We start from the raw sequence: 21,292 nt of genomic DNA on the forward strand, positions 1-21,292 counted from the left end.
TGTTTTTAAAATAGCCTAATGAGTATAAAGTATTGATTATATATAATTAAAAAGAACTAGAGAGGTAATAGTAATGCAAACAATAAAAAACAATGACCAGGTTTTAGAAGCGTCCCAGGTATTGCGCGCGCTTGAGCAATCGCTTGCTTTAATCGAATTTGACCTCAATGGAAGAGTTCTGTGGGCGAACCGCCATTTTGCTGCTGCAATGGAATACCATGAAGAAGATATGGCTGGTATGCACCACCGGCAGTTTTGTACCCCGGATTTTGCCTCAAGCCGGGATTACGAAAAATTTTGGCAGGATCTGCGCGCGGGAAAATCTTTTCAGGATAAAATCCAGCGGATGACGAGAAGCGGCAAGCTGGTAAGGCTTGAAGCTACGTACATGCCCGTATTTGATGATAGGGGGAAAGTACATGCCATATTGAAGGCAGCGACAGACATTACACTTCGGGAGAATGAGATGACAAAAGTTTCGAATTCCGTACAAAGTATGTCTGAGGAGCTGTTGAAAAGAGCGGAGGACGGGATGATAAAAAGCCGTGATATCACCGAAAGCTCTCATTAGGTGGTGGAAGAAGCAAATAACAACCTGGATATTCTCGCATCATTGGAACAGCAGGCAGATTCTATACGCGGCATCGTAAAAACGATTCGTGAGATAGCAGACCAGACGAATTTGTTAGCTTTAAATGCGGCCATTGAAGCAGCACGGGCCGGGGAACATGGCCGGGGGTTTACAGTGGTGGCAGATGAAGTACGGAAACTGGCGACGAGGGCCCATTCCTCTATCCAGGAGGTAAACGGGCACGTCGAGGGCATCACCGGGGAAGTAAGTAAAATAAGCGAAGGCACGCTCCGTTCCCAGAAGGGGATGGAAAACAGCCAGGAGCACATCAAACAGGCTGTGGAAGAATTTGAACACATTGGCACAGCAGCGAGGAGCCTGGAAGAACGGGCAAAACAATTTCAGAATATTTTGTAAAAAGCAGCGAGCTTATGCCCCCTGTTTTTTGTTCGAAAAATGCATAATGAAACTTTAGGCTCGATTCAAAAGATTCAGGCGTGTCTGGTGTCGTGATATAATAAATACATTTCCAATTAATTGTATAAAACATTGTCATAAAGGAGAGAGCATACATGGCGGCACGTCCTGAATTACTTATGCGTCTTCGAATTGAAAAACCCATTATTCAAGCCGGGATGGCAGGCGGGATCACTACCCCGGAGTTAGTAGCAGAAGTCACAAAAGCTGGCGGACTTGGAACTATAGGAGCCGGGTATATGCACGCGGAGAATCTTCGTTCTGCCATCCAACGTGTTAAAAAGCAGACAGAGGGTGCGTTTGCGGTGAACGTTTTTGTGCCGGAAACCCCGGAAGTGGTTCCTGGAGATGTGCAGAAAGCCAATGAAAAGCTCTCCCTGATTCATAAAAAGTTAAATTTAGACTCTGCACCAGTGCCCGAAAAGCTGCCCTCTTTTTTTGAAGAACAGCTCGAAGTTGTTATAGAAGAAAAAATTGAAATCTGCAGCTTTACCTTTGGGCTTCCTTCTCCTGAACAAATGAAGCGGCTGAAAGCCCACGGCGTCTTTTTGATCGGCACCGCCACCTCCGTGGAGGAAGCTGCCCGGAATGAGCAGGCAGGAATGGACGCAGTGGTGGCCCAGGGAAGTGAAGCAGGCGGACATCGGGGTACCTTTGCAGAATCGTTTGAGAAAGCGATGGTAGGAACCATGGCCCTGGTACCGCAGGTCGTAGATAAAGTCGATATTCCAGTTATTGCAGCTGGGGGGATTATGGATGGTCGTGGTGTTCTGGCTGCGCATGCTCTGGGCGCGGAAGCCGTGCAGATGGGCACTGCGTTTTTAACAAGCAGGGAAAGCGGTGCCCCGCCCGCCCACCAGCAGGCTGTATTAACGAGTAAAGAAACTGACACTGCCATTACTACTATATTCAGCGGCAAGCCGGCCAGGGGAATAACGAATAAAATGATGGCGTGGATGGAAGCGTTTGATCACAAATGGCCACCGTATCCAGTCCAGAACATGCTTACCCAGCCAATTCGCCGGGAAGCGGCCAGGCAAAACGAGTCTGCATTTATGTCTCTGTGGAGCGGCCAAGGAACACGCCTTAGTGTACAGGAGCCGGCAGCTGCCATGATTAAGCGTCTTATGGAAGAGGCGGAAGAAGCCTGGGAAAGTCTCTAGAAGGACTCTCTGCGCTCTGTTTGTTAAAATAAAATTATCATTAGAATAAAGGAGCAGAACAGATGGCATTATCGAAGGAATATAATGAGAAGCTGGCTGATGAAAAAGAAGGACTAACGTACCGCGACCCGATTGGTGAATTAATCCGGGAGCACGAAAAAAAAGGCGGTTTTGACAACCTGCAGGGACGTGGGAAGCCGCTTTCGAAAGAATATCTGCAGAGCGACACCTTTGATACGCTTTTAAAGCGAAATGGATTTGTGCCTTCGTGGGTTCGGCTTCAGCGGGAAATACGGGAAGAGCTCGAGAAAGTATTGAACCAGCAGTTGTATAAAAAGGCCTCTGAACACCGTATAAAAAAAGAAATCAGCAAAATAAATAAAAAAATTCGTCGTTATAACCAGCTTTGCCCAACGCCGGGTCTGCAGCGCTGTTTAATAGAAATAGACAGTATCCAGGACCAATATGAGAATTGGCGTTAGGCTGGCCTGGAAACCATGTGATAGTTTCGCGTGCAACCTCGGAGATGTTTATAATATTTTTCGTTTGGAGTCATTGCAGGGATAAAAGCTTTTTACTATTTTAAATATTTAAACATCCTGTAGTGCCTCCTGAGAATAAGAGAATGAAGGTTACTATCATATTCGAGAGGGTAAAACGGGAAGGAGTTCTTTAATATTAAAAGTTCGAAGCTGTGATTTGTAAATAGATGGAAGGAGTCAATGCTTTATTACTGCTACTTTATCAATCGTTGCATTTATACTTTCTGCTGCAGTCTCAGTGTTTTCAGCTGTGAAATTGTCAGGCTATGCAGATATTATCAGCAGAAATACGAAAATTGGCGGTCTGCTTGCGGGTACTATCCTTCTGGCCGTTGCAACGTCTCTTCCTGAATTAACCGCGACGATCTCGGCTAGTGTGATTGGCAACGCCGATATCGCAGTAGGGAACGGACTTGGAAGTATTATTTTTAATATTTTCTTTTTGTTTTTACTGGATATTTACTTTCGAAACAAACGGTTATTTCTTAAAGTATCAGATGATCATCTTTATACAGCCATCATTGCGCTTTTGCTCTGCGTAGTGACGGCCGGCGGCCTAATACTTCACTACCCGCTTTCCTATTTTGGCGTAAGTGTTATCAGCTTACTGGTAGTTATTATTTACCTCGGCGGCATGTTTTATATATCCCAAAAGCAGAACGATACTGCTGAAGAGGAAAAAACAGCTTCGCCGGATCAAAATGTAAACATCCGGCGAACTATTATTAAATTTATCACGTTTGCTGTGATTATTTTTATTTCCGGAAGCACTCTGTCTATATTCGGAGACATTATGTCGACTACTACGGGAATAAGCGCTACAGCGGTCGGCAGTATTCTGGTCGCAACTGCCTCTTCCCTGCCGGATGCTGTTAGCGTATTTGTAGCGCTGAGGCTTGCCAATGTGAATATGGCGATTGGTACGATTCTTGGAAGCAATATTTTCAACGTACTCGTAACAGCGATCGGAGACGCCTTTTACCGCGGCGGGAGTATTTGGGTGGATACGAGCAACCAGACCACGGTGGTGGCTGTAGCCGGGTTCGTACTCACGGGGCTCGTAATGATCATTGTGAAAAGGGACCGGACCAGAAATGCGTTTACCTACATGCTCCCTTCGCTAGTGGTAGTGACTGGCTATATGATTATGATTGCTTCTATTTTATTTTATAACGAGAGTGCGTAAGGGGATGTCCCAAAAATCGAATGATAGCTCTTTTAAACGGAAGCTGGAGATGGTTCTCCGGCTTCTTTTTTCGTGGTTTCCGCTTTTTTTCGTAGATTGTGAGCGACGGCTAACAATCCAAATTCCGTGGTCACCTTGGCGGTGCCCCGGAGGGCAAACCGGCGAAAGCGGCGGTTCGCTTTCAAGTGCCCAAAAACACTTTCGGCTTCGATCTTGCGCCGGGCATAGGTGGATGCTCCTTGATCACTCGTTAACGCCCGGCGGGCGATCGCCTTGCCCTCTTCATATACCGGGTTGATGCGAACCTGCCGGTTGCCCTCTGCGGTGGTGCATTGGGGTTTCAACGGACAGTCCGTGCAGTCTTCACTTTCATACCGTTTGAGATCCCGCTGGTATCCATAGCGGTCGGTACGCCGCTCATAGGCTTGAAACCGCACTTTTCGGTGATTCGGGCACCAGTACAGGTCGTCCTGTTCGTCATAGGTCCAGTTCTGCACCGGATGAATGGCCCGCTGAAAGGCACGGGTCCGCTCCTGGCGCATGCGGGGATACGGAATCAAAAACGGAAGGCCTTCCTCGATCAGGGTGAGGTAGTTGGGTTCACTGCCATACCCGGCATCGGCAATGATTTGACCCGGAAACGGCAGGGGTCGCTCGTCCAGCATCGTTAGATGCGGATACAAACACCGGGTATCCGTCGGGTTGGGGTGCACCGTATAGCCAACAATGTACTGGTTTTCCGTGCCGATCTGGATATTGTACCCCGGTTTCAGTTGGCCGTTACCCATGTGGTCGTCTTTCATCCGCATAAAAGTGGCATCCGGATCGGTTTTCGAAAAGCTGTTCCGCCCGTCGAAGGTCGCCAGGTACCGCTCATATTTGACCAGACGCGGCAGATAATCCCGTTCGATCTGGCGATGCCGCTTCCGCCACCACTGAAACGCGGATTTGGCTTCCCGGCGCTCGCCGGGAGATGACGCATCGGTCTTACGCTGTTCGGCCTCCTGCTGGTGCCCGGCCATCTGGACCGCCACCGTCCGAAGGGTGTCAGCGTCGATCCGTTCCTGCCCGTCGGGCAGGGACAGGAATGGCGTCAGCTCCTGCCAGAGCGCAGTTAATTGCTCCTGCAGCCGCTGTTCATACCGGACGGTGGATTTGCGCCATACAAACGTATACCGGTTGGCCTCCGCCTCGATCTTGGTGCCGTCCAGAAAATAATGCTCCCCGGTAATCAACTGCTCATCGAGCAGTTCCTGGACCACATGATGGAACAGCGGAGCGATGCACCCCTGCATCTGTTCGGAGCGAAATCGGTTAATGGTTCGGAAGTTGGGCGTTCGACCCCCGGCCAGCCACGCCATGCGGAGGTTTTCCTGCAGGGCCTGTTCGATCACCCGGGCCGAATACCACTCCCGGGCATAGGCATAGATGACAATTTTGGTCATGGTTGGAGGCGGATAAGCCGGCCGTCCCACCGAAGAAGCCTGGGGACCCCAAAACCGCTCGGACAGCCGATCAATGGTGTCGTTGACGATCCGCACCAGATCCCCTTCGGGGATCATGGGTTCCAGGCTCGTTGGTATCGGAAAGCGCTGTGTGTTATCATCGGTAAACATAAGAAATCATCCTTGTCGTATGGAGGTTGTGGTGACTTAACCATATCATCGAAGGATGATTTCTTTCTTTATTTGCGCACAGAAAAAGGGGCTGTCCTATTTTTGGGACAGCCCCTTTTTATGCTGGAGAAGTATAGACAGGCACATTAATTGCGCGTGCAACTAATTATTAATGCGCTGGCCAAAGGAAAACAGTGCAAAGCTTTATGTATTTTGGGCAGTTTTTGTCTCCGCTTGTGCTGAATGCTATCGGTCGTTTGGCGGGTAGACCGCTCGGCCCCAATCAATTTATTTATGCCTTTTCAGGAATCACAGCGGTCGCAGCAGCGTTTGTTTTTCTGTTTAAAGCTTTCCAGGGCCGTACAGTTTCGGAGGAGAAGAGATAGCATAACAATTTATTCTGTTGGCAAATGGGCTGCCATTATTCAGCGTTTTACTCACCAGTATATCGATAAACGGTTCAATCATTTTGGTTTAGGGAATACAGAAGGGCTTGTACTTTTAACGCTGTATGAACAGGGAAATGTATCGCAGGAGTATATCACAAGGCAGATAGTGATGGACAAAGCCACCGTCACGCGCGCAATAAAAAGACTTGAAAAAAAGGTATCTTTACCGAAAAGACAGCGTTTCAGATCGGAGAGAAAAGACCCTTTTTCTTACTGGTGCGGCCTGGAGAATAGAAAAAGAAGTCGTGGAAACAATGCAGGAATGGACAGAAATTATGACAAAAGAGTTTACAAAGGAAGAAAAAGAAAGACTTCTGAGGCTTATGGGAAAAGCAGCGGAGAACGCCTGAACCGAAGTCGGCGGCAGGTAGAGTATTTGTGACTGCAGATAGCTCATGGTAGCATAAAGATATATACTTCGTTCAATCTTATGATCTTCCCCGGCGCTAATCTGCCCTTCATCGTTTTTATCTTATTAAATTCCAACTGTGTGTATTTCATATACAGGAGGTGTATAGTTACTTGCGAAGAGAAACCAAATTTTTATTTTCTTTTATGCCTTTCACTACTTATGACAAAGAAAAAAGCCGTTTGAAGGAGCAGCGTCAAAAAGGATGGCAGGTCCAGGACTGCTCTCTGCTCGGGTATTCGTTGTCAGAAGTAAGAGAAGAAGAAAAGGAATACCAGTTCATTATGTCGAAAGACTATCAGGGACTGCGAAAAATTTCTGAAGATGAGTGGACGCTTCTTTGCTCTTCTCCAGTTCTTCACATATTCGAAGGGGAAAAAGACGCTTCTTCCTTTCAGGACCATTGGACGCTTTACTTTTTAGAGGAATACCGGAAAAAGTGCCGACGGTGGGGGATTATGGCTGCCATCAGTGTTCTTTTGTTTATAATCTTTTTACTCCTGGTAATAACTGATTTGAACCTGCCGGGCATGGCGGTGAATTTTGCCTTTTTTATGCTTTCACTGTTCACGGGGATAGTAGCCTTTACAGTGGTCCGGTGGCTCCGGACGCTTACCATCATCAGTCAGGCCAAACAGATTATCAGTATCCGCCCAGAATAAATATTTTATCCTGCACATGAAAGGACGACCTTCATGGAAGAAGAGCTTCGCTATTTAAACGAAGAGGACAGGGAAAGACTGGAAGAAATTCAATCATTGCTTGAAGGAAATATTTCATATGAAGACCAGAAGAAGCTCGTAACAGAACTGGCGATACTGCGTGAAAGAAATGAGCTTAGAAAAAGATCCCGGCCGGAATAGGCACGGGATCTTGCTGTGTTTATTTCTCCGGTTTAATGCATACAGCGACGCCAAAAGGATAGTGGACACCCGGACGAGCGGACCGTTCGAAAGCGACGCCCTGCTGGTAATAAAGCTGCAACTCCTGCCAGGGCCAGGCTTTATCGGTTAAAAGTTCTTTCCATTCCTCCAGGGTTAACTGGTGGTAGTGAAAAGGAGAATTGCTGGGTCTGTCTCTTCCCCGGCCGAATGGCGTAGAAACGACGAGCGTACCTCCAGGCCGGAGCAGGGCATACATGCGTTTCATAAAGGTATGGTCATCAGGCACGTGTTCAATGGTTTCGAAAGAAACAATGGTGTCAAATGTACCTATTCGTGCTGGAAGATTTTCGTCAAGTGCATCTCCGGTCTGAAAGGAAAGCTGGGGATGATAATAGTGTTTTTGGGCAAATGTGATTGCCTCAGCATCAATATCGACGCCGAGAACATGACCCACTTCGCGTTTTTTTCCTTTCGCCGTCATTTGGGCTCCGTAGCCGACCCCGCAGGCAATATCGAGCAAACGCCCCCTGGCATAAGGCATGGCAAAATAATAACGGGCCATATGTTCGAGCAGCATACCATTGGTCGGTTTCATTTTTGAAGGGATGATTCGTTCTCCTGTGTCTTCTAACACGCTCAGTCACCGCTATCTGTATAGTCTTATTCTTTTATCATATAGAAAGAAAGAAGGGGATTGCAAGGATCGAAAACATTTTAAAGGCTAACGGCTGTGCGTGGGCTGTTGTATTTATACATATGTTTGACAAATTCAGCAGTGGCGTTTATATTTTTTATATACCCCTTAGGGTAATGAAAAGATAAATGACAGACATATAAATAATCTATTTGAAAGGAGGAAGTTTTGATGGAATACAATGATCAGATGAAAAACCGGGTAAAACGGGTGGAAGGCCAGGTCCGGGGCATTCTGCGCATGATGGAAGAAGAAAAGGATTGCAAGGAGCTCGTTTCCCAGATGAATGCTGCGCGCACAGCGCTTGACCGCACGATTGGCCTTGTAGTAAGCACAAATCTGGAAGAATGCGTTCGTGAGCAGATAGAGAAAGGAGAAGACAGCGAAGAGCTGATTCAGGAAGCTGTCAATCTATTGGTTAAAAGCAGGTAAATATATTTATATAATGTGTATGTAGGGAAAGTAAAGGCTAAGCCATAAAAATAGACCGGCAAAGAAAAGACCGGCAGCTAGCAAAAAATAAAACAGCCTGTTTAATTGCAACAACCCGCGCAGCCGTGCTCTTCATAGAAGAGCGCGGTTTTTTAGTATGGCATACGTTCCTGATCTTCGTGAACACTTGTTTTTGCCAAAGGTTGTTTTTTGACGTTTTAATATTTCAGCCATAGTGCAAAAAATCAACTGCTCAGCTGAGAGTAGTTGATTTTCTACACACAGCTGTTTCACGTGGAACACTATCCCTGCCTTAGGATAAAATTGTGACGTTTTAAAACTGTCGGCGGGGAAGCCTTTGAAACCGAAATGTAATGACAAGCCTCGTTTATTAAGTATTGCAAATGGACGGAGACATTATAAAATTCACCGTATGATAAAAGGATAAAAAGGGTATAGATTTTAGAGCAACAGGCACAGGTTAACTAAAATCTAATAAAGGTGGCTTCATAATGCAGAGAGAGGACCAGGAAGTAGTATTTATTTCCGACAAGATTCATGCAATTATTCTTTTTTTGGATCTTAGATTGTCAATTTAAGCGCAACACTTCTTCATGAAACACATTTTCCGTGGTCTTCCCATGTAAACAATTTCTGGGGCGCCGATGAATCAGTCCGGTGACGTAGTCCACTTCCTGCCGGCTGAGGCGGGCTAAATCCATACCCTTCGGGAAAAATTCCCGCAGAAGGCCGTTGGCATTTTCATTGGTTCCCCGCTGCCAGGCGGCATAGGGGTCGGCGAAATAGACGGGCACGCCCCGGGCTTCGAGGGCGGGAAAACAGGCGAATTCTTTGCCCCGATCCACCGTTATGCTTTCAAAGACACCACGGGGATACTGGTCCATCAGCGTTTCCACGGCAGTGGCTACGGTCCCGGACCGCCGGTCCGGCATGGGAGCAGCTAACAGGTACCGGCTTTTGCGTTCGGTGAGCGTCACCAGGCAGCCCTTGCTTTTTCCACGGGAGGAAACAATGGTATCCATTTCCCAGTGGCCAAAGGTTTGCCGGGTCTCGACCGCGGCGGGGCGTTCCTCGATACGCCGGCCGACCGTGAAACGGCCACGGGTTTCCCGTACCTTCTTCCGTTTGCCTTTCTGGCGGAGGCAGCGCAGGTCTCCCTTCGCCAATAACCCCTGATACAGCCATCGATAGATCGTCCCGCATCCCACCGTAACCTCCGGGGCGTACCGGGCGATTTGTTCGGGCGACCAGGTGGCATGGAGATGATGAGTAATGGCTTGAAGCAGCTCGGGCGTCGCTTTGCCTCTTCGCCCACAGGCTTTCCGCCGTTGATGATAAGCTTCCTGCGCCTGAGCGGCCTGATAGGTATCGGAGGATGCCTGGCGCCGGCGTTCCCGGGAGATAGTCGATGGATGTCGGCCCAGAAAAGCCGCAATTCGCCGGATGGACCAGTGAAGGCTCGTCAGAGCCTCTAGTTGTCCGCGTTCGATCATGGTAAGATGAGAGTAGCTCATGGTATCCCTCCGTGTGAGTGTTTGGTGGTACTTTCATTTTACCCAGGGATACCATGGGTGTTTTTTATTTTTTACGTGTTGCGCTTAATATTACAATTCAAGGGATGATATAATTATCCAGGAAAAGCACCATATGAAAGACATTGAGCAAATGCAGCCTGAAACGATGAAATCGCAGAGACACAAATCAGAAATCATTCTGAACATTATGGAACGTTCGGCAGAGCTACTCCGGGGAAGGTTTCCGGACTGTTGCGAAGCAGGATCACAGGTGACTTACACTGTGAAAGACCTGGAAAAAGCCAGGGAGGATTTGAAAAACATTCATAATGACACATTTAAAGAATATGGCATTATTAAATCAAACTATGAGCCGGGCCAGGCCAATGAAGATTCCTTTATTACAAAAACGGTGGTAGGCCTGGTTAATTATAATGTCCACTTATTTGAAACAAAGTTTTTGGACTATATGGAACCGCACGCTCTATAGGTGAAAAGTAAGAGTTTAACGGCAGCCGGTTTAAATAAAGCCAGAATTGTTTATTAACAATAGCAGTAAGCAGCAAAAGGAGGCTTTTATGAAACCATTTGTTAGAGAATATACCAATGATGAAGCACTGCAGCAGGACGTTCAGCGTCTGGCTGAAAAGGGTATCGATAAAAAGAACGTGTACGTTATGACCCATGATAACGATCGTACCGGACGTATCGCAGAAAATGCGAATGCCAATACCGTCGGAATGAAAGAAGAAGGATTAAAAAACGCAGTAGGAAATATGTTCAGCAAAAAAGGTGATGAGCTTCGCAACAAATTACAGGAAATTGGTTTATCACAGGAAGAAGCCCACGAATATGAGGATGAACTCGATGAGGGGAAAATTCTTCTTATCGTGACAGATACCGAAGGCGTCAACACGATTATTTAATAGCAATAAACGAAGTCGCTTCCTGTACCAGGGGCGGCTTTCCGTTTATAAATTGACAAGCTTCCATTTCAAGGAATAGAATAATGTTAGATTTTCCTTAGGGAAACTTTTTTTAATAGAGCAAAAAGGAGATTGTATTATGGAATGGTTTGCGGAGCTGCATCCTACACTACAGGCATTAATCGGCTCTTTGTTTACTTGGGGCATGACCGCGGCGGGGGCTGCAGTAGTGTTTTTTACGAATAGAAATAACCAGAAGCTGATGGACAGCTTGCTGGCATTTGCCGGAGGGGTTATGATTGCTGCAAGTTTCTGGTCGCTGCTTTCTCCAGGCATTGATATGGCAGAAGAGCAGGGACAGATACCTTTTTTACCGGCTGTTGTTGGTTTTTTGCTTGGCGGCGTGTTTCTTCTTTTGTTGGATAGAGTCATCCCGATGATGAACGAGGGTACGTATTTTACAGAGATAAAAGATAAGTACGCCAAGCACCGGACGACAATGCTTGTTTTTTCGATTACGCTGCACAACATTCCTGAAGGTTTGGCTGTAGGTGTTGCGTTCGGGGCACTGGCCTCAGAATTCAGCAGCTCAACGCTTGCGGGAGCCGTAGCTCTTGCTCTTGGCATCGGTATTCAGAACTTTCCGGAAGGCACTGCAGTCTCGATGCCGCTGCGGCGGGACGGAGTATCGAAAAAGAAAAGCTTCTTTTATGGACAGCTGTCTGGTTTTGTGGAACCGGTGGCTGCAGTGATTGGTGCTGCTGCTGTAATCATAATTCAGCCGCTGCTGCCATTTGCTCTCAGTTTTGCAGCGGGTGCAATGATATTTGTCGTGGCGAAGGAAGTTATTCCGGGTTCGCAGGAAAAGGGGAACATACGGCTGGCTACTTTCAGCCTGATGATCGGGTTCAGCGTTATGATGGTGCTGGATGTAGCTTTAGGATAGCACAGAGCACAGGGGCGCTCTGTGCTTTTTTATTTGTACTTAAAGACGTGGGAAGTCTTTGCACAATCGCTGGGGCTGAGCGATAATAAATACATATTTAGTAAGCGGTCTCAATAACGGAGGAAAGATTGAAGATTACGAGGGAAAGGGACCGGATTGTACAAAACCTGCTCTTTTTCTCCCTGCTGGAAAGAAAGTACTGAATGCGGTGTTAATAAAGCAAAGAGGTTATTTTCCAGTTGAAGCTGCCGTTAGAAAAAGGGGGCAAACATGAAAATATTAGTAATTGACGACGACTACGATATCGGCACGTTTTTCCGTTACCTGCTTGTAGAGCAGGGCCATCATATTGACCTTGCCCATGATGGAAAAGAATACGAACGCCTGCGCGGCCAGAACCATTTGTATGAACTGGCATTTATCGACTTAAAGCTGCCTGACACGAATGGATTGAAGCTGCTCGCAGACCTGAAACAGACTCAGCCTTCCTGCCGTTGCATTGTCATGACGGATTACAGTACGATTGACACAGCTGTAGAAGCGGTCAAGCTTGGAGCCGAGGACTATATTGAAAAACCGTTTGAAGACATCAGCATTATTGAAGAAAAATTACAGCAGCCGAAGCAGAACCTTGAAGCCGATGACCAAATTGAACAGGCGGCCGCACAAAGTGGTATGATAATGGGAACAAGTGAAGCAATGCAGAAGGTCATCCAGCTGGCTGCGCGCTTTGCGCAGAAGCCACTGACGATCCTAATCGATGGGGAAACGGGGACTGGAAAAGAGGTGGCTGCTCGCTTCATTCATGAGCTTTCCGGTCTCAAGGAGCGCCCGTTTCTTGGGGTGAACCTCGGCGCCCTGCCAGAGCAGATACTTGAAAGTGAGCTATTCGGTCATGAAGCAGGAGCGTTTACTGGAGCGCAAAAAATGAGGAAGGGGTATTTTGAAATGGCTTCAGAGGGTACGCTTTTACTCGATGAAATTGGCGAAGCATCCTTATCAACCCAGGTGAAGCTGCTGCGGGTGCTTGAATCGAAAGAATTTTACCGGGTAGGCGGGGAGCGTCCGATCAAAACCCAAGCCCGCATTATCGCTGCTACAAACCAGGATTTACACCTTGCTGCATTAGCTGAAAACTTTCGTGAGGATCTGCTGTACCGGCTTGATGTCGTGCGTCTGACAATGCCCCCGTTGCGGGAGCGTAAGGAAGATATCCCCGAGATTAGCCGTTTGATCCTTCATAAGGAAATTTCAGAAGATGCAGTCCTTAGTGAAAAAGCTTTGGAAACGCTGCAGGCTCACTGCTGGCCGGGTAATATTCGTGAGCTGACAAACGTATTAGTGAGAGCGGCTGCGGAGGCAGACGGAAAAATTGAGCGCCGGCATATAAATATGAGGGCCCCGGTCAGGAGGACTGCTGCACAGAATCATATTGTATCCAGGGAATGGCTCAAGGAGAAAAAGCAGGAGCTTGAAGAGGAAAACTATTTATCGCTTGAAAGCATTATCGAAAATATACGAAATGAAGAAAAGAGAAGTGTTCAGGATATTATCGACCATGCTTTAATGATTACGCGTGGAAATCGCCGGGAGGCTGCGGAGATACTCGGGGTAAATACACGAAAGTTGCGCTACTGGCTGAATGAATAACTGTGGCAGCATAATGGGCAAAACCCGGCGGGAAGAGGAGCCCGCCCGGGTTAAGCCGTGTGTAAGTGTTTCATAAATCTGTCAGGTACTCAGTCCTGAATTTTGAGTACAATTCTGCCGTTGATGTCGCCTTTTTCCATTGAATCAAATACATTGTTAATGTCATCCAGTTCCTTTGTTTCAATAATCGGACGGATCTTGCCGTTGGCTGCTAGTTGAAGGCATTCCTGCAGATCTTTGCGTGTGCCGACGATGGAGCCCTTCACATTTACCGCGTTTAACACCGTATCGAAAATTGGGATGGGAAGCTCTCCCATAGGGAGACCTACAATAACTAAATTTCCGCCCCTTTTGACCGTAGAGTAAGCCTGTTCAAACGCTTTGGGGCTGACAGCTGTGCTGATAGCCGCTTCCACTCCGTTTAATTTTTCCATCAACACTTTTCCCGGATTTTCGTTCATGCTGTTAATAGTCATATCTGCGCCCATTTCCTTCGCGAGCTCCAGTTTGTCATCGCGAATGTCGACAGCGACGACGTTTAAAGCCATAGCTTTTGCGTACTGTACAGCTACGTGCCCGAGGCCGCCGATGCCAAAAATAGCAACCCAGCTGCCTGGCTTGGCTTCAGAGACTTTGAGCGCCTTATAGGTTGTAACACCAGCACAAAAGAGCGGGGCTACTGTATCAAAATCCAGGCTGTCCGGAATTTTTGTTACATAGTGGGCCGGCGCTTTGCAGTATTCCGCATATGCACCGTCCACGGAATAGCCGGCGTTCAACTGCTGCTGGCACAGGGTTTCTCTTCCGGACAGGCAGAATTCACATTCACCGCATGCAGAGTAGAGCCATGGAATGCCGACGCGGTCTCCGGCTTTGATGGATTTGACTCCTTCCGCGACTTTTTCTACAGTACCTACACCTTCGTGGCCCGGCACAAGGGGAAGCTTCGGTTTAACCGGCCAGTCCCCGTGAGCCGCGTGCAAATCGGTATGGCAGACCCCGCAGGAATGAATTTTGACAAGCACTTCCCCGTAATCAAGCTCGGGTACTGGGATATCTTTGATTTCCAGCTTTTGATGAAATTCATTAACTACTGCTGCTTTCATGAGTGGACCCCTCCTTGTAATTTTGCAGGATGCATCCTAAATATATGCAAGGAGCGTGCCAACAATGTAGGCGCTACAAAAGGTGCCTGGAATGGTAGCGGGGTAAGGAGAGTTAAATAAGCAAGCCGAAATTTCGGCCCGATCGGACAAAAATTAGCGTTGAAATGAAAAAAAGCAGTTCTGCTTTAAAAGCAGAACTGCTTGATGGCGTTTAATTATTCAGCTTCCGGAAGTCCGGCCATCACGAGCTGTGTTTCGCCGTCTTCGTTCTCCTGCGTGTCGAGTGTAACGTCCTGCATCAAGTCAGTAACCCGGTTGTCGACTGCTACTTTAATGCCGTTTGCTTCTACCACCTGGTCGTTTTCCTGCGGATCCTGAAGCACAAGGCCGATTTGAGAGGAATCTTCCATCTCTTCGACTGCTACGCGAAGGTGATCCATGTTGTTTTCTTCCATAAGTGGTTCTAGTACTGCTTTAGCACCGTTTGTAATTTCCAAGGGTGAGCCTCCTTTGTTTTTAAACCTGTATAGAATATAGCTATACCTTTTTTCTGGTTCTGCAAACTGCTGAATACATCCCCTGCTCTCCGCAAAGCATGAAATGTGCGGAGCCGGGCGCTGGATCTTTATTATTTGCAACTCTGCCAAGGGTAACAACAAAACCGCTGTTATTCAAATAATTCATACAGGAAACATGGCGGATGCCCCTATTTCGAACATAGAACACGTTATATTTCCCAGGAAATAGTCGATCGTTTTCCGCTCAGTTTCCAATGACTAAAAGCCATACGTATAGGCCGGCAAGAGTAATAAACAGCGTGGGAATGGTCAAAATGATACCGACTTTAAAGTAATAAGCCCAGGAAATATGAAAGCCGAACTGTCGCAGCACATGAAGCCACAGCAGAGTAGCGAGTGACCCGATTGGTGTTATCTTTGGCCCTAGGTCGCTGCCGATCACATTGGCGTAAATAAGGCCTTCGCGTACCGTGCCGGACACAGCTGTTTCTGAAATAGCCAGAGCGTCAATCATCACTGTCGGCATGTTATTCATGATAGAGGACAAGAGAGCGGCAATAAAGCCCATCGAAAGTGTTCCGACAAATAATCCCTGATCAGCAGCAGCCTGTGTCACGACCGCTAGCTGCTCGGTAAGCCCGGCGTTTTGGAGGCCGTAAACGACGACGTACATCCCTACTGAAAAGAAAACAATATCCCAGGGAGCTCCTTTTAATACTTTGCCCGTTTCAACGGCTGGACTGCGGCGGGCCATCAACAGGAAGAATAACGCCACGACACCGGCAATAACAGAAACGGGGACCGCTGCAAACTCGCTGACGAAGTATCCGGTGAGAAGGACCGCGAGCACCACCCAGGAAAGCCGGAACATTTTGACGTCCCGAATCGCGTCCTTTGGATTTTTGACTTTCTTGACGTCATACCGTCCGGGAAGATCTTTTCGGAAAAAAAGGTACAAAACAAGAAGGCTTGCCCCGATAGAGAAGAAATTCGGGATAATCATCCGGGTAGCATATTCAATAAAGCCGATACCGAAAAAGTCGGCGGAAACAATATTGACGAGGTTGCTGATAATCAGCGGCAGGGAAGCGGTATCGGCGATAAAGCCGCTGGCCATGACAAACGGAAGAATCATACGTTCTTTGAACTCGAGCGCTCTGACCATCGCCAGCACGATCGGCGTTAGTATCAGGGCGGCTCCGTCGTTGGCGAAAAGTGCTGCCACAACAGCTCCAAGCAGAATTATGTAAATAAACATCCGCAGGCCGCTGCCTCCGGCGATTTTAGCCATATGCAGAGCGGCCCATTCAAAAAAGCCTATCCTGTCCAAAATCAGGCTGATAATGATAATAGCAACAAAGGCGAGGGTAGCGTTCCATACGATTCCGATGACGGTTTCAACGTCACCGAAGCTCACTACCCCTGCGATGAGAGCGACAATTGCGCCTCCACAGGCTGACCAGCCAATATTTAAGTTTTTCGGCTGCCAAATAACTAATACAAGTGTGATAAGAAAGATAATGATTGCGAATAGGGTGTCCATAAGTACCTCCAGGCGGGGCCGAAAACGATGCGGCTTCCGTTTATTGATTTTATTATATAAGCATATGCTAATATAAATAAACCGAGAAGTCAAAACACGCCTCTAATCTTTTAAAAAAAGTATGATTGCTAGAGTAAAAGAGTAGAAAAAATGTATAATGAGGCTAGAAGGTGATCGTAAAGGCGGTGAAGTTTATGACGGGGGAACAGATGAACGTAACAGTAATCTGCGGGAGTCTGCGGAAGGAATCCTATAATCGAAAGCTGTTGGATTTGATGAAAGCAGAGTTTCCGGAGCATTGGGAAGTTGAGGAAGCATTTTTGCATCATATTCCGCTCTATCATGCCGAGGTAGAAGAAGTGGGGACCCCTGAAGCCGTAGTAAAGCTCAAGCTTGCAATGATGCGTGCCGATGGAGTCATTATCGTGACCCCGGAATACAACAATGGGATGCCGGGGGTGGTAAAAAATGCCCTGGACTGGGCGTCGAGTCCACCTGCCCATTCTGCTCTGACCCACCGTGCTTTTGCGCTTGCCGGAGCAACTCCCGGCAGTGGCGGCACGGCGTTATCGCAGTACCAGGTCCGGCAGACACTTACAGCAGCCGAGGCCTATGTGATGCCCGGGCCGAAAATGCTGGTGGCAGGAGTGGCAAAAAAAACGAACAAAGATTCAGGTATGCTTGAAGATGAAAAAATAACGCGGCACGTACGAAAATTCGTGGAGGCGTTTGACAGCTGGATGCGCCGTTTTGACGGCTGACAGAAAAGGCACAGGAGGAATGGCAAATGAGAATCAGAGAACATGACCTGCCTGGAGTAGGAAAACGAGTATCGTTTGAAAACCGGGACGGTATCACTACGGTCATGATTGTACACCACAGCGGTAAAAGAGAAATTTATTTCGTTGAAGACGAAGACGATGACGAGGCGCTGTTTTCCACTATATTCACATCCGATGAAGCAAAGGAACTGGGTGCCCGCCTGCTAGGCGTTCACGATGAACCGGTGGATGAAGAAAGCTTTGAGCGCTTCCGTTTATTGAGAAAGAAAATGTTAGTTGACTGGATTAAAGTGAAAAAAGGCTCCCAGATGGATACACGCTCGGTGGAAGAAGCCCAGACTTCAATACCGGAGGGAGTTTCTATTGTTGGCATCATGAGAGATAAAGATATTCTTCCGAAGCCGGAGGATGATTTTATCATTCAGGCCGGGGACACTCTGCTTGTGGTTGGAAAGAAAGATATTATCGGGCGCTTTGAAGAAGTTTGTAAGGCGAAAGGATAATTCTTATGCCGGAAATGCCTGAATTGCTTGCTGCGGGGCTGATGCTGCTCGTGCTGTTTATCGGGGGATGGCTCTCTTTTAAAATGCGGTTCCCCGACGTCATTATCTATCTATTGGTTGGAATTGTCGTCAGCAGCTGGCTGGCAGATTCGCATCTGTTGTATTTTGCAGGGGAGATCGGGATTGTCCTGCTGTTTTTTATGCTGGGAATGGAATTTCCGGTCCGTCAGCTTATCCGTGTTGCCATCAAAGTTTTTCGGGCTGGTATTCTTGATATTGTCCTCAGCTTCGGGGTCACGACTGGTATTGCGCTTTTGTTTGAGCTTGGATGGCTTGAAGCATTGATTATAGGTGGAGTCGTCTATGCCACGAGTTCCTCGATTACAGCTAAAATGCTTGAGAACTCTAAACGAATGGCCAGTCCGGAGTCGGAATTTATCCTTGGCCTTCTTATTTTTGAAGATTTATTTGCGCCGGTGCTGGTGGCAGTGCTTGTCAGTATGACTGTCGGCAGCGGGGTTACTGTCGGCACGCTGGGATGGACCTTCGTTCAAATTATTATATTAGTCGCAGGAGCTGTACTGCTCGGAATACTTATTTTCCGAAAATTGCGTTCATTCTTGGACCGCTATATGGATGAAGATTTTTTTCTCCTTTTCGTATTTGGTATTGCGCTCACATATGGAGGTATCGCCCTATACTTGAATCTGTCCGAAGTGCTGGGCGCCTTTTTGGCAGGCATTATTCTGGCCGAAGTCAAGCGAAGCGACGTGCTCGAAGGGTTAGTGGTGCGTTTTCGCGACCTGCTGCTGCCGATGTTTTTCGTTTACTTCGGAACAACCATTGAGGTGGGGGAAGGAGTACCGATGATTCCAATGCTTCTCGTACTGCTCGCCTGGTCGGTGGCTGCTAAAATAATCGTCGGCTTCGCAGGTGGAAAGCTATATGGCCTGTCGTCCAAAGTAGCCCTGCGTGCAGGCTTGTCTTTAACTCAGCGCGGAGAATTCTCCATTATTATTGCGGCGCTTGCCACTGGTACGCTAAGGACCTTCAGTAGTATTTTTATTCTTCTTTCCGCTCTCATCGGAGTATATTTGTTCCAGAAAGCCCCGGAGATTGCTACAGGCATCTACGGCAAGAAAAGAAGCAAAAAAACAGCATAAATGAAAGTGTGGAGGGCTGCTCTGTATAGAGCGCCTCTTTTTTCATGGATCTATTTTTAACTTCTGCTTTATGTATTATTATAATAACCATTAAAGCCCCGTACGGTATAAAAAACCTGCCGGGGACCGGCAGGAGGAACTACATGGATGGAATAGTGCGATGGGGAAGCTTCCATTGAAAACGGTAGGAGCATACACGTCCGGAAACGAGCAGCACGAATAATAAGAAGAGACCAAAGCCGCCGGTAACCCAGCCCATTCCAATAAACAGCCCGCCGACGAGTGCCCAAAGCGCGTAAACTTCGGAGTGAAGCACCATTGGCTTTCGGTTGGCCAATACGTCGCGAATTAGCCCGCCGCCGCTGCCCGTGAGTACTGCTGCCACGATAACAGCGCTGAGCGGATGCCCCATTTCCACAGCGAAGAGGGCCCCCTGCATCGCAAAGGAAGCAAGGCCGATAGCGTCAAAAAATGAGCCCCAGCTATGCCAGTGCTTCATTAAAATGTTTGGAAACAATACAAACAGCAGAATTGAAAAGAAAGAAACCTGAAAAAACAATCCCTGGCTCCAAAGCTCGGATACGGGGACCCCGATCAAAATATTTCGAATCGCTCCTCCGCCAAAAGCAGTAATAAATCCTAAAAATAATACCCCGAATATATCAAGGTCTTCTTCCATTGCGACAATCGCTCCACTAATGGAAAACGCGATGGTGCCGATTACGGTCAGCATATCCCAGGTCATACGGCTCCTCCTCTCCCGACTGATGCGTCTTCATATAAAAATCGCCGCCAGAAAGGCAGCGACGGCACATACATTTTTAGTCCGAGGATGATTATAAGCTTTAACTGTAAAAATAGCAACCTGGAACCTGGTGTGAAAAGAGCCGGAACCTTTCTGTTTCGATGGTCCAAAGGGTGGTTAATATTTCAGCAGCCAGGGAAGCATACATTTATAAAAATATGGACGGGCCGTATGCATGCCGTATGCATTTGGTAGAAGACATTGTAGAAAGAATACAGTGTCCGAAGAAGCGTGAAAGGCTTTTAGAATTAAACTATTTCCCGGGAAATAGAAGCTGCATGAATTCTCTCAAGAGACAAAAAACCGCCAACAAGCGTATGCGCTTGTTGGCGGTTTGCTCTATTATACGGAAAAATAAGACTGAATCTTTTCGGGTTCGAGAATATTTCCGACATAAAACGCTCCGAAATCCCCGTAACGGGCAGAAACTTCATCAAAACGCATTTCGTATACGAGCTTTTTAAACTGAAGAGCGTCATGAGCAAATAAAGTAACTCCCCACTCCCAGTCATCGAGGCCGGTAGAGCCGGTAATAATCTGTTTTACTTTTCCAGCATACTGCCGTCCGGTCATGCCGTGGGCCTTCATTAGTTCGCGGCGTTTATCAATCGGCAGTGAGTACCAGTTGTCTTCGCCTTCCCGTTTTTTATCCATCGGGTAGAAACAGAAATGCTCCCATTTCGGCAAAATAGGATAAATGCGGCCACGGATCCACGGGTTATCAAGAGGATCACTGTCATCTTCCGGTGGCGTATAGTTTCCAAGCTCCACAATGGAAACGTACGAATAGGCAGGGGTGGTGTAAGCTGCCAGCCCGGATTTATCAAAAGCAAGTTCAATATCATGAATTTCTTCCATCGTTTCACGAAGCACCATAATAACAAAATCAGCTTTTTGTCCGACGATTGTATATAAAGCATGGCTTCCTTTTTCAGCCTCTTCGACCTTTTGGAATCCTTCAATCATACGATGAAATTCGTTGACCATCTGGTTGCGCTCTTCGCTTGGCACCTGCTTCCATGCATGCCAGTTAAAGTGGCGGAAGTCGTGAAGACAGTACCAGCCGTCCAGTGTTTGAGAAGCTTCGCTCATCTTGATTCCTCCTTCTTCTAAACCTTCCGTTGCCCACTATACCATAGTACACGAGCGTCCAAAACGAATATGATTGAGCAATTTGTGACAGGAGCAGCCGCCTTTGGTAAATGTTAATGCCCTCTGTGCCAGGAATTAAAAGAAGTCAAAAGTGTGAAAATTTACAAATCATTGAATTTATTCGTCTTGGTTTATTTTTCACGGCAGAAGGAGTATGCTAATGTATGAAAACGAAACAGGCATTTTCATAATAGACAATCTTGAGGCAGGCTTCAAAAGCTTCGCGTAACATCTGAAAAA

The 21,292-nt window shown here is 47.3% G+C and carries 23 protein-coding genes and 1 pseudogene; 16 read left to right on the top strand and 8 right to left on the bottom strand.

Going from position 1 to position 21,292, the window contains the following annotated elements:
- The first annotated feature begins 73 nt into the window (after positions 1-73).
- From ACTTK6_RS08310 to ACTTK6_RS08330, 5 genes and pseudogenes are all read left to right on the top strand, one after another.
- Positions 74-571, top strand: coding sequence for a PAS domain-containing protein (locus ACTTK6_RS08310; protein WP_462833160.1), 498 nt, complete (start codon positions 74-76; stop codon positions 569-571).
- 75 nt (positions 572-646) lie between these two features.
- Positions 647-988: pseudogene (locus ACTTK6_RS08315) on the top strand (methyl-accepting chemotaxis protein); the annotation flags it as partial.
- A 155-nt stretch (positions 989-1,143) separates the two neighbouring features.
- Positions 1,144-2,211 carry an NAD(P)H-dependent flavin oxidoreductase gene (locus ACTTK6_RS08320; protein ID WP_462833161.1) on the top strand — a complete coding sequence of 356 codons (1,068 nt, stop codon included), beginning with the start codon at positions 1,144-1,146 and terminating at the stop codon, positions 2,209-2,211.
- A 62-nt stretch (positions 2,212-2,273) separates the two neighbouring features.
- Positions 2,274-2,693 carry a DnaJ family domain-containing protein gene (locus ACTTK6_RS08325; RefSeq protein WP_462833162.1) on the top strand — a complete coding sequence of 140 codons (420 nt, stop codon included), beginning with the start codon at positions 2,274-2,276 and terminating at the stop codon, positions 2,691-2,693.
- A 265-nt stretch (positions 2,694-2,958) separates the two neighbouring features.
- Positions 2,959-3,939, top strand: a complete 981-nt coding sequence (locus tag ACTTK6_RS08330) for a sodium:calcium antiporter (protein ID WP_462833216.1) — start codon at positions 2,959-2,961, stop codon at positions 3,937-3,939.
- 32 nt (positions 3,940-3,971) lie between these two features.
- Here ACTTK6_RS08330 and ACTTK6_RS08335 read toward each other — a convergent pair whose 3' ends face one another.
- Complete coding sequence (locus tag ACTTK6_RS08335) at positions 3,972-5,555, bottom strand: IS1182 family transposase (protein WP_462833163.1); 1,584 nt, start codon at positions 5,553-5,555, stop codon at positions 3,972-3,974.
- 294 nt (positions 5,556-5,849) lie between these two features.
- Here ACTTK6_RS08335 and ACTTK6_RS08340 point away from each other — a divergent pair, with 294 nt between their 5' ends.
- The 3 genes from ACTTK6_RS08340 (at position 5,850) to ACTTK6_RS08350 (ending at position 7,276) form a co-directional block, all read left to right on the top strand.
- A complete protein-coding gene (locus ACTTK6_RS08340) occupies positions 5,850-6,386 on the top strand; it encodes a MarR family winged helix-turn-helix transcriptional regulator (RefSeq protein ID WP_261763954.1) in 537 nt (178 codons plus the stop codon).
- Positions 6,387-6,526: 140 nt separating this feature from the next.
- Positions 6,527-7,075, top strand: a complete 549-nt coding sequence (locus ACTTK6_RS08345; protein ID WP_079474541.1) for a DUF2812 domain-containing protein — start codon at positions 6,527-6,529, stop codon at positions 7,073-7,075.
- A 33-nt stretch (positions 7,076-7,108) separates the two neighbouring features.
- Positions 7,109-7,276 carry a hypothetical protein gene (locus tag ACTTK6_RS08350; protein WP_158219092.1) on the top strand — a complete coding sequence of 56 codons (168 nt, stop codon included), beginning with the start codon at positions 7,109-7,111 and terminating at the stop codon, positions 7,274-7,276.
- Positions 7,277-7,295: 19 nt separating this feature from the next.
- On the opposite strand, the gene ACTTK6_RS08355 is transcribed toward ACTTK6_RS08350, so the two are convergent.
- Positions 7,296-7,931 (bottom strand): class I SAM-dependent methyltransferase, encoded by a 636-nt coding sequence (locus tag ACTTK6_RS08355; protein WP_233133247.1) that lies wholly within the window; start codon positions 7,929-7,931, stop codon positions 7,296-7,298.
- 231 nt (positions 7,932-8,162) lie between these two features.
- On the opposite strand from ACTTK6_RS08355, the gene ACTTK6_RS08360 reads away from it, so the two are divergent.
- On the top strand, positions 8,163-8,423 hold the full coding sequence (locus tag ACTTK6_RS08360) for a metal-sensitive transcriptional regulator (RefSeq protein WP_079474543.1): 261 nt from the start codon (positions 8,163-8,165) through the stop codon (positions 8,421-8,423).
- Positions 8,424-9,013: 590 nt separating this feature from the next.
- Here ACTTK6_RS08360 and ACTTK6_RS08365 read toward each other — a convergent pair.
- The gene (locus tag ACTTK6_RS08365) at positions 9,014-9,958 is read right to left on the bottom strand and encodes an IS30 family transposase (protein ID WP_462833164.1); all 945 of its coding nucleotides are present in this window, start codon (positions 9,956-9,958) and stop codon (positions 9,014-9,016) included.
- 133 nt (positions 9,959-10,091) lie between these two features.
- On the opposite strand from ACTTK6_RS08365, the gene ACTTK6_RS08370 reads away from it, so the two are divergent.
- The 4 genes from ACTTK6_RS08370 to ACTTK6_RS08385 all read left to right on the top strand — a co-directional run bounded on the left by ACTTK6_RS08370 (position 10,092) and on the right by ACTTK6_RS08385 (position 13,480).
- Positions 10,092-10,448, top strand: coding sequence for a hypothetical protein (locus ACTTK6_RS08370; RefSeq protein WP_462833165.1), 357 nt, complete (start codon positions 10,092-10,094; stop codon positions 10,446-10,448).
- Between the two features lie 88 nt (positions 10,449-10,536).
- Complete coding sequence (locus ACTTK6_RS08375) at positions 10,537-10,884, top strand: YflT domain-containing protein (protein ID WP_079474545.1); 348 nt, start codon at positions 10,537-10,539, stop codon at positions 10,882-10,884.
- 139 nt (positions 10,885-11,023) lie between these two features.
- The gene (locus tag ACTTK6_RS08380) at positions 11,024-11,830 is read left to right on the top strand and encodes a ZIP family metal transporter (protein ID WP_462833166.1); all 807 of its coding nucleotides are present in this window, start codon (positions 11,024-11,026) and stop codon (positions 11,828-11,830) included.
- A gap of 270 nt (positions 11,831-12,100) precedes the next feature.
- A complete protein-coding gene (locus ACTTK6_RS08385) occupies positions 12,101-13,480 on the top strand; it encodes a sigma-54-dependent transcriptional regulator (protein ID WP_462833167.1) in 1,380 nt (459 codons plus the stop codon).
- Positions 13,481-13,569: 89 nt separating this feature from the next.
- On the opposite strand, the gene adhP is transcribed toward ACTTK6_RS08385, so the two are convergent.
- The 3 genes from adhP to ACTTK6_RS08400 form a co-directional block, all read right to left on the bottom strand.
- Positions 13,570-14,586, bottom strand: coding sequence for an alcohol dehydrogenase AdhP (gene adhP, locus ACTTK6_RS08390; RefSeq protein WP_462833168.1), 1,017 nt, complete (start codon positions 14,584-14,586; stop codon positions 13,570-13,572).
- Positions 14,587-14,801: 215 nt separating this feature from the next.
- Complete coding sequence (locus ACTTK6_RS08395) at positions 14,802-15,083, bottom strand: hypothetical protein (protein WP_462833169.1); 282 nt, start codon at positions 15,081-15,083, stop codon at positions 14,802-14,804.
- A gap of 265 nt (positions 15,084-15,348) precedes the next feature.
- Complete coding sequence (locus tag ACTTK6_RS08400) at positions 15,349-16,647, bottom strand: arsenic transporter (RefSeq protein WP_462833170.1); 1,299 nt, start codon at positions 16,645-16,647, stop codon at positions 15,349-15,351.
- Between the two features lie 170 nt (positions 16,648-16,817).
- Here ACTTK6_RS08400 and ACTTK6_RS08405 point away from each other — a divergent pair, with 170 nt between their 5' ends.
- From ACTTK6_RS08405 to ACTTK6_RS08415, 3 genes are read left to right on the top strand one after another with little or no spacing between them, the layout of a single operon-like run.
- Positions 16,818-17,408 carry an NADPH-dependent FMN reductase gene (locus ACTTK6_RS08405; RefSeq protein ID WP_462833171.1) on the top strand — a complete coding sequence of 197 codons (591 nt, stop codon included), beginning with the start codon at positions 16,818-16,820 and terminating at the stop codon, positions 17,406-17,408.
- A gap of 26 nt (positions 17,409-17,434) precedes the next feature.
- Positions 17,435-17,932, top strand: a complete 498-nt coding sequence (locus ACTTK6_RS08410; protein ID WP_079474552.1) for a cation:proton antiporter regulatory subunit — start codon at positions 17,435-17,437, stop codon at positions 17,930-17,932.
- Between the two features lie 5 nt (positions 17,933-17,937).
- Positions 17,938-19,095, top strand: a complete 1,158-nt coding sequence (locus ACTTK6_RS08415; protein WP_462833172.1) for a cation:proton antiporter — start codon at positions 17,938-17,940, stop codon at positions 19,093-19,095.
- Positions 19,096-19,234: 139 nt separating this feature from the next.
- Here the strand turns inward: ACTTK6_RS08415 and ACTTK6_RS08420 are convergent, their stop codons facing one another.
- Both ACTTK6_RS08420 and hemQ read right to left on the bottom strand, forming a co-directional pair.
- Positions 19,235-19,840 (bottom strand): trimeric intracellular cation channel family protein, encoded by a 606-nt coding sequence (locus tag ACTTK6_RS08420; protein ID WP_079474554.1) that lies wholly within the window; start codon positions 19,838-19,840, stop codon positions 19,235-19,237.
- A gap of 402 nt (positions 19,841-20,242) precedes the next feature.
- Entirely contained in the window at positions 20,243-20,992 is a 750-nt protein-coding gene (gene hemQ, locus ACTTK6_RS08425) for a hydrogen peroxide-dependent heme synthase (RefSeq protein ID WP_462833173.1), read from the bottom strand.
- Positions 20,993-21,292 lie beyond the last annotated feature (300 nt).

It is taken from the genome of Marinococcus salis (assembly GCF_054971365.1).